The sequence below is a fragment of the Acidiphilium sp. AL genome (assembly GCF_025499445.1).
Classification (GTDB): domain Bacteria; phylum Pseudomonadota; class Alphaproteobacteria; order Acetobacterales; family Acetobacteraceae; genus Acidiphilium; species Acidiphilium iwatense.
In genome coordinates, this window is the sequence record NZ_JAIMBZ010000001.1 from 262,412 (window position 1) to 274,888 (window position 12,477).

Annotated in this window: 10 protein-coding genes; 8 read left to right on the plus strand and 2 right to left on the minus strand. The window is 66.1% G+C overall.

The genetic code is table 11. The features are described from left to right. Positions 1–85 precede the first annotated feature (85 nt). From AiwAL_RS01110 to AiwAL_RS01130, 5 genes are read left to right on the plus strand one after another with little or no spacing between them, the layout of a single operon-like run. On the plus strand, positions 86–1,465 hold the full coding sequence (locus AiwAL_RS01110) for an MFS transporter (protein WP_262311942.1): 1,380 nt from the start codon (positions 86–88) through the stop codon (positions 1,463–1,465). Next, a complete protein-coding gene (locus tag AiwAL_RS01115) occupies positions 1,458–3,245 on the plus strand; it encodes a radical SAM protein (protein WP_262311943.1) in 1,788 nt (595 codons plus the stop codon). The genes AiwAL_RS01110 and AiwAL_RS01115 overlap by 8 nt, the downstream gene beginning before the upstream one ends. Next, positions 3,242–5,344 carry an FAD-dependent oxidoreductase gene (locus AiwAL_RS01120; RefSeq protein ID WP_262311944.1) on the plus strand — a complete coding sequence of 701 codons (2,103 nt, stop codon included), beginning with the start codon at positions 3,242–3,244 and terminating at the stop codon, positions 5,342–5,344. The genes AiwAL_RS01115 and AiwAL_RS01120 overlap by 4 nt, the downstream gene beginning before the upstream one ends. Continuing rightward, positions 5,325–6,014, plus strand: a complete 690-nt coding sequence (locus AiwAL_RS01125; protein ID WP_262311945.1) for a glycosyltransferase — start codon at positions 5,325–5,327, stop codon at positions 6,012–6,014. The genes AiwAL_RS01120 and AiwAL_RS01125 overlap by 20 nt, the downstream gene beginning before the upstream one ends. Next, the gene (locus AiwAL_RS01130) at positions 6,011–6,607 is read left to right on the plus strand and encodes a TIGR04282 family arsenosugar biosynthesis glycosyltransferase (protein ID WP_262311946.1); all 597 of its coding nucleotides are present in this window, start codon (positions 6,011–6,013) and stop codon (positions 6,605–6,607) included. Before AiwAL_RS01125 ends, AiwAL_RS01130 begins: the two co-directional genes overlap by 4 nt. Here the strand turns inward: AiwAL_RS01130 and glmS are convergent. Together glmS and glmU are read right to left on the minus strand one after the other, a co-directional pair. After that, positions 6,568–8,391: a glutamine--fructose-6-phosphate transaminase (isomerizing) gene (gene glmS, locus AiwAL_RS01135; protein ID WP_235703973.1), complete on the minus strand. Its 1,824-nt coding sequence runs from the start codon at positions 8,389–8,391 to the stop codon at positions 6,568–6,570. The genes AiwAL_RS01130 and glmS overlap by 40 nt on opposite strands. Further along, entirely contained in the window at positions 8,391–9,704 is a 1,314-nt protein-coding gene (gene glmU / locus AiwAL_RS01140) for a bifunctional UDP-N-acetylglucosamine diphosphorylase/glucosamine-1-phosphate N-acetyltransferase GlmU (RefSeq protein WP_262311947.1), read from the minus strand. Before glmU ends, glmS begins: the two co-directional genes overlap by 1 nt. A 73-nt stretch (positions 9,705–9,777) precedes the next feature. On the opposite strand from glmU, the gene AiwAL_RS01145 reads away from it, so the two are divergent. The 3 genes from AiwAL_RS01145 to sufB all read left to right on the plus strand — a co-directional run bounded on the left by AiwAL_RS01145 (position 9,778) and on the right by sufB (position 12,468). Continuing rightward, on the plus strand, positions 9,778–10,443 hold the full coding sequence (locus AiwAL_RS01145; RefSeq protein ID WP_235703975.1) for an HAD family hydrolase: 666 nt from the start codon (positions 9,778–9,780) through the stop codon (positions 10,441–10,443). Between the two features lie 94 nt (positions 10,444–10,537). Next, positions 10,538–11,008 carry an SUF system Fe-S cluster assembly regulator gene (locus AiwAL_RS01150; RefSeq protein WP_235703976.1) on the plus strand — a complete coding sequence of 157 codons (471 nt, stop codon included), beginning with the start codon at positions 10,538–10,540 and terminating at the stop codon, positions 11,006–11,008. Between the two features lie 8 nt (positions 11,009–11,016). After that, complete coding sequence (gene sufB / locus AiwAL_RS01155) at positions 11,017–12,468, plus strand: Fe-S cluster assembly protein SufB (protein WP_235703977.1); 1,452 nt, start codon at positions 11,017–11,019, stop codon at positions 12,466–12,468. The last annotated feature ends 9 nt before the right edge of the window (positions 12,469–12,477 follow it).

Here is a 12,477-nt window from a genome sequence, read left to right on the forward strand (position 1 = left end):
ATGGGATGGCGAATACTCCAGGGGACGCGGATGGTTTCCGCCTGTATGGTCCGGTTGCATCGACCGAGGGACCGGAGCCGCCGCCATGACCGATACCGATCAATCCGCTCGTTCCGGCCCGGCCCTCGCCCGGCTCGCCGATCTGCCCTGGAACCGGTTTCATACCGTTGTGGTGCTGCTGTTCGGCATGGGCTGGGCGATGGATGCGTTCGAGGTCACGCTGATCGGCAATGTACTGGGTGCGTTGCGCAGCCGGTTCCATCTCGGTGCCGACGCGATGTCCGTGATCCTTGCCGCGTGGTTTGCCGGGCTGATGCTCGGCGCTTCCGGGTTCGGCATTCTCTCCGACCGGTATGGCCGCCGCCGCGTGTTTCTCGCGAGCCTGGTTCTCTACGGCATCGCGACGCTCGCCGCCGCCTTTGCCCCGAGCCTCGCGGCGCTTCTCGCCCTGAGATTGCTCGCGGGCATCGGGGTCGGCGCCGAATATGCCGCGATCAACGCGGCGATCACCGAACTGGTGCCGAGCCGCTCGCGCGGCCGCGCCGCCGCGATCGTGCTGAATTTCTGGCCGGTCGGCAGCCTCGCCGCCGCGCTCCTGTCCTGGCTGGTGCTCTCCGCCGTGCCGCCCGATCTCGGCTGGCGTGTGGTGTTCGGTTTCGGCGGGGTGATCGCCCTGTCGGCGGCATGGCTGCGCCGGCATCTGCCTGAAAGCCCGCGCTGGCTGATCGCGGTGGACCGGACGGACGAGGCGCACGCCGTGATCGACGCGATCGAGGCCGGGCTGACCCGGCTGCCCGCGCCCGAGGCGGCGCCGTTCCGCCGGCGGGTCGGCTTTCAGGGCGCCATGCTGGCAACCCTGATCCGCCGCCATCCCGGCCGACTCGCTCTGGGCGCACTGCTCGATTTCGCCGAAGCCTCCGGCTATTACGGGCTGTTCGCCTTTCTGCCCATCGTCGTTCTGCCCGCGCTGCACCTGCCGGCGGCGCGCCTGCCGGTATTCTACCTTGCCGGCAGCCTCGGCGCGCTGGCGGGCGGTTTCGCCGCCGCGGCCCTGCTCGACCGGATCGGCAGGGGTTGGACCGTCGGCGGCTTCTATCTCGCCACCGCGATCGGCACGATCGGCTTTGCCGCCATCACCGGCCTGGGCGCGGGCGCGATCATGGCCGGGTTCGCCCTGGTCAATTGCCTTGCCACCGGAAGTTGGATCGCCGCCTATCCGACCTTTTCCGAACTTTTCCCCACGACGCTGCGCGCCACCGGGATCGGCGCGAGCGTCGCGGTGGGACGGATCGGCGCCATGGCTTCGCCGTTTCTGGTCGCCTATGCCGGGAGTTTCAGCATGAAGGCGGCATTGCTGCTGCTCGCCGGGTTCTGGCTTCTGGGTGCCGCGGTGATCCTGGTCTGGCGGTTTGGCGGCGGGATCGAGGCGCGCGGGCTTGCATTGGAAACCATCGCCGATGCCTGACGCCACCGCGTTCGCGCTTCCGTCCGACATGCCGGTGATTCACGCCGACGAGCCGGTGCTGGCGTTCGGCGGCAGCTACAGCAATCTGCAGGCGACCGAAGCGCTACTCGCAGCCGCCGATCGGCACGGTATTCCGCCCGCGCGCATCATCTGCACCGGGGACGTGATCGCCTATGGCGCCGATCCGAGAGCGACGCTCGACCGGCTGCGCGGTGCCGGTGTGGCGATCGTGATGGGCAATTGCGAGGAGCAGCTCGCGGCTGGCGCGGCGGATTGCGGCTGCGGTTTTGTTTCCGGCAGTGCGTGCGACCGGCTCTCCGCCGCCTGGTTCGATTTCGCGGCGGCGCGGATCACCGACGAGGCGCGGCGGTTCATGGCAATGCTGCCGCGCCGGATCGACCTGATCATCGGCGGCCGGCGGCTCGCCATCGTCCACGGCGCGCCGAGCCGGATCAACCGCTTCCTGTTCGCTTCAGACGATGACGCCGGGTTCGCCGCCGAGATTGCACTTGCCGGCACCGACGGCGTGATCGGCGGGCATTGCGGGCTCGGGTTCACCCGCATCGTCGGCGGGCGGATCTGGCACAATGCCGGCGCGATCGGCCTGCCGGCGAACGACGGCACGTCGCGCGGCTGGTATTCGATACTCACGCCGCGCCGCGATGGTTTTTCGCTCGCGGTCCATCCGCTCGGCTACGATTATCGCGCGGCGGCGGCGGCGATGCGCGCGGCGGGGCTGCCGGAAGACTACGCGGATGCGATCGAGACCGGCATCTGGCCGAGTTTCGACATTCTGCCCATCGCCGAGCAGGCGGCGACCGCGACGCCCCTGAGCCCCGAGCCGATCGCCTGGCCCGAGACGGCGCCGGCCGCTTCCGCCGGATTGTCCGATAGTCCGCCCGCTTCGGTCGAACTCGACGCGCTGGAAACACTCTGGTTCAATACCGGAACCTTGTGCAACATCGCGTGCGAAGGCTGCTATATCGAGAGCAATCCGCGCAACGACCGGCTGATCTATCTTACCCGCGCCGCGTTCGAGACCGTTCTCGATGAGGCGGCGGGACTGTATCCCGGCCTGCGGGAAATCGGCTTTACCGGCGGCGAGCCCTTCATGAATCCCGACATCGTCGCGATGATCGGAACCGCGCTGACACGCGGTTATCGGGCGCTGGTGCTGACCAATGCGATGCGCCCGATGCGGCGCCATGGCGATGCGCTGCGCGCGTTGCGCGCGGCACATGGGCAGCGCCTCGCGATTCGGGTTTCGCTCGACCACTACACGCAGGCTGGCCATGAACGGCTGCGCGGCGATGCGACCTGGACACCGGCGATCGACGGGCTGCGCTGGCTGGCGCGGGAGGGTTTCGCGCTTTCGGTCGCGGCGAGGCTCGATTCCGGCACCGAGGACGAGGCCGCGATGCGCGCGGGGTTCGCGGCGCTTTTCAACGTCCTGGACATCCCGATCGATGCATCCGATCCAGCCGCATTCGTGCTGTTTCCCGAGATGACCGGGACCGGCACGGTACCGATCGTCACCGAGACGGCGTGGCGGGCGATGCGCCGGCGCGGGCGGGATGCGATGTGCCGCACCTCGCGCATGGTGGTGCATCGCAAGGGCAGTGCGATGCCCGAAATCGTCTCCTGCACCTTGCTGCCCTATGAGGAGCGGTTCAGCCTGGGGACGACGCTGCGCGAAGCATCTCGCGCGGTGACGATCGATCACCGGCATTGCGCGCAATTCTGCGTTTTCGGCGGCGCATCCTGCTCGGGCGCACGATGAGCGGATCCATACGTCGATCCTGGTTGCGCTGGTTCGCGGCGGGCGCGATCGCGATCGTCTTCGTCCTGTTCTTCACGCTGGGTGGCGCGCACGTTTTGACCGTTGCCGCGTTGCGCGCGCATCTGGCCCTACTCGGACGGTTCATCGCATTGCATCCGGTCGAGAGTTTTGCGCTGTATTTCGCGCTCTATGTGGTAGCGACCGGCCTGTCGGTGCCCGGTGCGGCCGCATTGACGCTTGGCGCCGGCGCGTTGTTCGGCCTTGCGGAAGGCGTTGTTCTGGTCTCTTTCGCGGCGAGCATCGGCGCTTCGATCGCTTTTCTGGTGTCGCGATTCCTGCTGCGCGATTGGGCGGCATCGCGTTTCCCCGCGATGTTCGAGCGGGTCGATCGCGGCGTCGCGCGCGATGGCGCGTTCTACATTCTGTCGCTGCGCCTGGTACCGGCAGTGCCGTTCGTGCTGATCAACACTCTTGCCGGGCTGACGCGGCTCGATCTCAAGCGGTTCTACTGGGCGAGCCAGCTCGGCATGTTGCCGGGAACGATCATCTATGTGAACGCGGGTGTGGGATTGGCACGGCTTGGCGAGGGCGGGGAAATTCTGCCGCCGCGCCTGCTGATCGGCCTGCTGCTGCTGGCGATCCTGCCGATCGCCGCGACCCGCCTGCGCGATGCGCTGGCGCGCAAACGTATCTATACGCGCTGGCAAAGACCGCGCCGGTTCGACCGCGACGTGGTGGTGATCGGCGCGGGATCGGCCGGGCTTGTCAGTGCCTACGTTGCTAACGCGTTGCGCGCCGAGGTGACATTGATCGAAGCCGGGCACATGGGCGGCGATTGCCTGAATACCGGCTGTGTGCCATCGAAATCGCTGCTGCGGTCGGCGCGCGAGGGGCTGAGCTTCACCGAGGCGCGGATGCGTATCCGTGAAGCGATCACCGCGATCGCACCGCATGATTCGGTCGCGCGCTACGCTTCCATGGGCATCGATGTGCGGCAGGGCAGGGCGATGATCGAAACGCCGTGGTCGGTGCGCGTCGATGGCGAAATCATCACCACGCGCGGCATCATTATCGCGACGGGCGCTGCACCGATCATCCCGCCGATTCCAGGACTTGCCGAGGCGCCCTACGTTACCTCCGAGACGATCTGGGATATGGCGGAATTGCCGCGCCGCCTCGTCGTGCTCGGCGGCGGGCCGATCGGCTGCGAGATGGCGCAAGGGTTTGCCCGGCTCGGCGCCGAAGTGACCTTGGTGGAGTTCGCCGATCGTGTTCTGCTTCGCGAGGATGACGACGTATCGGCGATGATCCGCGACGCGCTGAGCGCCGATGGTGTGCGCGTGCTGACGGGGCATCGCGCCGTGCGAGCTGACCGGGACGATGCCGGTTTTGCCTTGATCGCCGAATCGCAAGGCAACAGCAGCAGAATTGCGTTTGACCGCATTCTGGTTGCCGTCGGACGCAAGCCGCGCGCCGAAGGGTTCGGACTTGAGGCGCTGGAGATTGCGATGGGTGACGCCGGCGTGGTCGAGACCGACGCGTATCTGCGCACGATATTACCGAACATTCTCGCCTGCGGCGACGTGTCCGGCCCGTTCCAGTTCACCCATGCAGGCGGGTATCAGGGCGGTTTCGCGGCGCTCAATGCGCTGTTTGGGGGCATATGGCGGTTCAGGCCGGATTATCGCGCGATGCCCGCGGTCACGTTCACCGCGCCCGAGGTCGCGCGGGTGGGGCTGAACGCAAGCGCCGCACGCGAAGCCGGCATCGTGTTCGAGGAAACGCGCTACGAGCTTGCCGATCTCGATCGCGCGATCATCGAGGGCACGCCACAAGGGTTCGTCTCGGTGCTCACCGTGCCGGGGAAGGATCGCATCCTCGGCGCCACCATCGTCGGCGCGGATGCCGGCGAGATGCTCGCCGGCTTCACCATTGCCATGCAGCACAAGCTCGGTCTGAAAAAACTGCTCGGCGCGATCTATCCTTATCCCACGCGGAGCGAGGCGGTGCGCGCGGTCGCCGGTGCCTGGCGGCAGAAGCACGCCTCCGCGCGGGGACTCGCAATTCTTGAAAAATACCATGCCTGGCGACGGGGGTAAGATCGCGGTCGTCATCCCCGCGCTGAACGAGGCGGAGCACCTGCCCGCGACGCTTGCGTCGTTGCGCGAGGGCGGCGCGTTGATCGGCGAGATCATCGTCGCGGACGGTGGCAGCGACGATGCGACATGCGACATCGCGCGGGCGGCGGGCGCGGTTGTGATCGCCGCACCACGTGGCCGAGGCGCGCAAATTGCCGCCGGGGTCGCGGCGAGCCGGGAACAATGGCTGCTGATTCTGCACGCCGATACCGTGCTGGCGCCGGGCTGGTGCGTGGGCGTTCGACGTGCCATCGCGAGCGGAAAATGTTTCGCTTATTATGGCAGGCTGCGCTTCGCGAGTGCCGATCCGCGTGCCCGCATCGTCGAGAAACTCGCTGACTGGCGCAGCCGGTTTCTGGGCCTGCCCTATGGCGATCAGGCGCTTCTGATCCCGCGCACGCTGCTGGATTTGATCGGCGGCATGCCGTTCCTGCCGCTGATGGAGGATGTCGCGCTTGCGCGCGCGCTTAGGCGAGACCGGCTCGCGCCGATGGACGTGATCGCGATGACCGATGCGTCGGCTTATATGCGCGATGGCTGGTTCATGCGATCCGCGCGCAATATGTGGCGGCTTGCGCGGTTTTTCGCGGGCGCGGACCCGGAGGTTCTTGCCGCGCGATATCGGCGATGAGCCGGCCCGTGGTCATCGTCTTTGCGCGCGCGCCGCGCCTCGGCACGGTCAAGCGGCGGCTGGCGCGGGATATCGGTGTGCGGGAGGCGCTGCGCTTTCATCGGAACGCATTGTCGCGATTGCTGCGCGAATTGCGCGACTTGCGCGGCGTTGACGTGGTGATCGCGATCACGCCGAATCGGGCGCGCGACGATCTCGCTTCGCGATATCGCAGAATAGGGCAAGGACGCGGCGATCTCGGCGCGCGAATGGCGCGTGCGTTCCGAACGTTTCCGCGCCGCCGTGTGGTTCTGATCGGCAGCGACATTCCCGGTATTTGTGCGGCCGATATTCGCGAAGGTTTACGCAAGCTGCGTGGGTGCGACGCGGTATTCGGCCCGGCGATGGATGGCGGCTACTGGCTGATCGGCATGACCGGACGCCGGCCGGCCGCGCCGTTCGGCAATGTACGCTGGTCGAGTTCCCATGCGCTGGACGACACGATCGCCAATTTTGCGGGCCATCGCATCCGCTATCTGCGCCATTTGCGCGATATCGACGATGCCGCCGCGTTCTATTCCACCGTGACCGATTTCGCGAGGTTGCGCGGCTGATCGACATCGGTGCCCTTCAGCATCGCCACGTGATAGGCGAGCAACTGCACCGGAATCGCGTACAGAATCGGTGCCACGAACGGATCGCAATCGGGCAGGATGATCGTGCGTGTGGCGATACCGGCGAGTTTGGCCGCGCCTTCCTTGTCGCTGAACACGATGATATGCCCGCCACGCGCCGCCGCTTCCTGAAGGTTGGACGCGGTTTTTTCGAAGAGCGGGCCGGAGGGGATCGCCGCGATCACCGGCACCGAAGGGTCGATCAGCGCGATCGGTCCGTGCTTCATCTCGCCGGCCGGATAGCCTTCGGCGTGGATATAGCTCAGTTCCTTGAGTTTCAAAGCGCCTTCGAGCGCGATCGGCATCATCGAGCCACGGCCGAAAAACAGCACGTCGCGCGCATCCTGGATCTCGGCGGCCAGCGCGCGGATGATCTCGTCGTCGTTGAGCACCTGTGCGGCCTTGGCCGGCAGTTCCATCAGTGCCGAGACGAGGGCGCCGATCGTCGCATCGTCGCGTGTGCCGCGCGCGCGGGCGAGCGCCAGGGTGAAGCCGGCCAGCACCGTGAGTTGCGCGGTGAAGGCCTTGGTGCTCGCCACGCTGATTTCCGGCCCCGCGATGGTTTCCAGCAAGAGGTCGCTCTCGCGCGCCATCGTGCTTTCCGGCACGTTGACCACCGACATGACCTTGCAGCCAAGCTGCCTCATGTAGCGCAACGCGGCCATGGTATCGGCGGTTTCGCCCGACTGGCTGACCACCAGGCCGAGCTGGTCGCGCGCGAGCGGCGGGGCGCGATAGCGGAATTCGCTGGCGACATCGGCATCGACCGGGATGCGGGCGTATTCCTCCAGCCAGTAACGCGCCGTCAGCCCGGCATAGAAGGCCGAGCCGCAGGCCGAAATGGTGATGCGCGGAATCGCGGCGAGATCGATCGCGAGATCGGGCAGCACCGGCATCCGCGTCGCCGGATCGATCATCCGGTTGAGCGTGTCGCCGATCATCACCGGGTTATCGTGCAGTTCCTTTTCCATGAAGTGACGGAAATTGCCCTTGCCGATCGAGGCGCCGGTCAGGCGCGTCAGCTTGATTTCCCGTTCCACCTTGCGGTCCGCCTCGTCGCGGAATTCCGCGCCGGTGCGGGAAACGATCACCCAATCCCCATCCTGCAAATAGGCGATGCGGCGGGTCAGTGGCGCTAACGCCAGCGCGTCCGAGCCGAGATACATTTCGTCTTCGCCATAACCAACCGCCAGAGGTGCGCCACGCTGCGCGCCGATGATCAACTCCGGGTGATCGGCAAAGATCAAGGCAAGCGCATAGGCGCCTTCGAGTTTGCGGAATGTGGCGGCGGCGGCCTCGATCGGCGCCATGCCGCGCGCGAGATGCAGATCGACCAGTTGCGCCACGGTTTCGGTATCGGTCTCGGTTAGAAAAACCTGGCCTTCGGCTTCAAGTTCGGTGCGCAACGCGGCATGATTCTCGATGATGCCGTTATGCACCACGGCGACCCGATCGGTACCGTGCGGATGCGCGTTGGCCTCGGTGGGGGCGCCGTGCGTCGCCCAGCGCGTGTGGCCGATGCCGGTGGCGCCGTCGAGCTTACGGGCCTCAAGCGCTCCCGCGAGGTTGCGCAATTTGCCCTCGGCGCGGCGCCGGTCGATCTTTCCGTTCACCAGTGTGGCAATTCCGGCACTGTCATAGCCGCGATAGGCGAGGCGGGAGAGGCCATCGAGCAACAAAGGCGCCGCCGCGTCCTTGCCGATAACGCCGACGATGCCGCACATCAGTGTTTTCCTTTTGTTAATCGGATCGTGGCCGCGCGGCCGGATTTCGTGACCTGACGGCCGCGCGCGATGGCCAGCGCATCGGCCTCGACATTCTCGGTGATGACGCTGCCCGCGCCGATGATGGCGCCGTCGCCCACCGAAACCGGTGCCACCAGGGCGACATCGGAGCCGACGAACACATCCGCGCCGATTGTCGTGCGATGTTTCGCATAGCCATCGTAATTGCAGGTGATGGTGCCGGCGCCGATATTGCTGCGCGCGCCAATCTCGGTATCGCCGAGATAGGTGAGATGGTTGGCCTTCACCCCGGCACCGAGCCGCGCCGCTTTCAACTCGACGAAATTGCCGACATGCGCACCATCCCCCACAATGCTTCCCGGCCTGATCCGCGCGTAGGGGCCGATGATCGCGCCCGGCCCGATCGTGCAGCCTTCGAGATGCGAAAAGGCGCGGATCGTCGCCCCTTCCTCGATCAGCACGCCGGGTCCGAACACCACATGCGGCTCGACCACGACATCCGGGGCGAATGCGGTATCGGCGGAGCAGAAGACGGTTTCCGGTGCGGTCATGGTCACGCCGGCGGCGAGTGCCGTCGCGCGCAACCGCGCCTGCATCGTTGCCTCGGCGGCGGCAAGTTCGGCACGGGAATTCACCCCCCGGCATTCGTCCCACGGCGCCTCGATCACCGCGACGCGCGCACCCTCCGCATGGGCGACGGCGACCAGATCGGTGAGGTAGAATTCGCCCTTCGCATTGGCGTCGCCGATCTTGCCCAGCCAGCGGCGCAGATTATCGGCACGGGCGGAAAACCCGCCGACATTGCAGAGCGGGATGGCACGCTCGGCCTCGGTCGCCTCGGCGTATTCGACAATGCGCGTCGCGAAACCGGGATCGCCCACGATACGGCCATACGCGCCGGGTTCGGGCGGGCGGGTGCCGAGCAGGGCCATCGCCGCGTCGCCATCGGCCAGCCGCGCGCGAAGCCGGCCGAGCGTGGCGCCGGTGACGAGCGCGTTGTCGCCATAGATGATCGTCACCACGCCGTCGCCGAAGCGGCCGGCGGCGGCGCGAGCGGCATCGGCGGTGCCGCGGCGCTCGTGTTGGACGATGACCTCGTGCGGGGCGGCGGCCTCGGCAACCGTCTTCATGTCCGGGCCGGTGACCACCACGATCCGGTCGAATTTCGGCTCCGCCGCGCGGATGAGGTGCGACAGCATCGGCACCCCCGCGATCCGGTGCAGCACTTTCGGCAGTTTCGACTTCATGCGGGTGCCGAGGCCGGCGGCGAGGATCACGGCGACGTGTTGCATGCGCGAAGCGGTAGCCCCGCGCGCCGGCCTGTGTCAAAGGGTTGGCGTGTCACATCGGGTTTCGGAGTATGTCATGAATGATGCCAGGGCGGTGGTGTTCGATCTGGACGGCACGCTGATCGACAGCCTGCCGGACCTCGCGGCGGCGCTCAACCGCTCGCTCGCGCGCCATAATACCGGACCGATCGCGCGCGCCGATGTCGCCCCCATGGTGGGCGATGGTGCCAGGATGCTGCTCAAACGCGGCTATGCCGCCCGCAGCCTCGAACCGGGCGAGGATGACGAGGCGGAATTTCTCGCCGATTACGAGGCGCATGTGACCGATCTGACCGAGCCCTATCCGGGCATCCCGGAAGCGGTCGCGTCCCTGGCATCGCTCGGCTACCGGCTCGGCCTGTGCACCAACAAACCGGAGGCTTCGGCGCGAAAAGTGCTGTCGGCGCTCGGTCTGGAGCGATTTTTCGGCGTGGTGATCGGCGGCGACGCAACACCTTATCGCAAGCCCGATCCGCGCCATCTGGCCGCCGTGCTGGACGGACTGGGCGCACCGAAACACCACGCCGTGATGGTGGGCGATCATCCCAACGATCTGGCGACCGCCGCCGGCCTTGAGGTGCCGGCGATTTTCGTCACCTGGGGCTACGGCCGCGCCGAAGCGCCGATCATGATCGACGACGCGGCTGCGCTGGTGCCGGCGGTCCGGCGGATTCTCGAACCGGCGGCGGGCGGGCAGGCCTGATTCAACCAAATCAAGGGTCGAATCGGCCTTGACGGACGCGCTGCGATGGCCCATTTCGGAAACAGGACCGGGTTTGTCCGCAATCGAGTGAGCCATGTTGAGATTATCGCGCCTGACAGACTATGCGGTGGTGGTGCTGGTGCGGCTCGCGCAGGCCGATAAGGTCGAGACCGCGCCGAGCATCGCCGCTTCCACCGGGATACCCGAACCCACCGTCGCCAAGGTTCTCAAGAGCTTGGCGCAGAGCGGCCTCGTTGCATCCCAGCGCGGGGCGCATGGCGGCTATCGGCTGATCCGGTCGCTCGCCGCCATCCCGGTCGCGGACGTGATCGTGGCGATCGATGGCCCGATCGCGATGACCGCCTGCGTCGAAGGGGCGGGGCTGTCGTGCGAAAGCCAGCCGCTTTGCCCGATGGCGGGGCGCTGGGGCGTGGTGAATGACGCGATCAGCGAGGCGCTGGCAAGCATCACGCTCGCCGACATGCAGAGCGCTTCGCTTCCCAGGGCATTGCGCTTCGAGGCCGGCGCGGAACCGACGCCGCTTGCGACTTCAATCGTCGAATAGAGGATATCATGCCCGCGGTTACTGAAACGATCGAAACCATCGACCGGCTCGCCGGTGGCGGCTATAAATTCGGTTTCGAGACGAATATCGAGATGGAATTCGCGCCGAAAGGGCTGAACGAGGATATCGTGCGGCTGATTTCGGCGAAAAAAGGCGAGCCGGAATGGCTGCTCGAATGGCGGCTGAAAGCCTATCGCGCATGGCTGACGATGGAAGACCCGCATTGGGCGCGCATCCATCATCCGAAAATCGACTATCAGGATCTGCATTATTACGCGGCGCCGAAGCGTCCGGCGCCGAAATCGCTCGACGATGTCGATCCCGAACTGATCAGCATGTACGACAAGCTCGGCATTCCGCTGAACGAGCGGGCGGCACTCGCCGGCGTTGCCGTGGATGCCGTGTTCGACAGCGTTTCGGTGGCGACCACCTTCCGCGAAAGCCTCGCCAAAGTGGGCGTGATCTTCTGTTCGATCAGCGAGGCGGTGCGCGAGCATCCCGACCTTGTGCGCAAATATCTCGGCAGCGTGGTGCCGGCGGGCGACAACTATTTCGCAGCGCTGAACAGTGCCGTGTTTTCCGATGGCAGTTTCGTGTTCATTCCGCGCGGCGTGCGCTGCCCGATGGAGCTTTCCACCTATTTCCGCATCAATGCGCGCAATACCGGCCAGTTCGAGCGGACGCTGATCATCGCCGAGGAAGGTGCGAGCGTTTCCTATCTCGAAGGCTGCACCGCACCGATGCGCGACGAAAACCAGTTGCACGCGGCGGTGGTTGAGCTGGTGGCCCTCGACGAGGCCTCGATCAAATACAGCACGGTGCAGAACTGGTATCCGGGCGATGCGCAGGGGCGCGGCGGGATCTATAATTTCGTCACCAAGCGCGGCGCGTGCCGGGGGCGGAATTCGAAAATCTCCTGGACCCAGGTGGAAACCGGCTCGGCGATCACCTGGAAATACCCGTCTTGCATCCTGCAGGGCGAGGGCTCGACCGGCGAGTTCTACTCGGTCGCGCTGACCAACAATTTCCAGCAGGCCGATACCGGCACCAAGATGATTCACCTTGCTCCCAATACGACCAGCACGATCATCTCGAAAGGCATTTCGGCAGGCCACTCCAACAACACCTATCGCGGCCTGGTGCGGATCATGCCGCGTGCCCATGGCGCGCGGAACTTCACCCAGTGCGACAGCCTGTTGATCGGCGATCAGTGCGGCGCGCATACGGTGCCGTATATCGAAAGCCGCAATCAGAGCGCGAAGGTGGAACACGAAGCGACGACCTCGAAAATCGCCGAGGATCAGTTGTTCTATTGCCGCTCGCGCGGTCTGTCTGAAGAGGATGCGGTGGGGTTGATCGTCAACGGCTTCTGCCGCGATGTGTTGAAGGAATTGCCGATGGAGTTCGCGGTGGAAGCGCAGAAGCTGCTTGCCGTGTCGCTCGAAGGCTCGGTGGGTTGAGGAACGGAT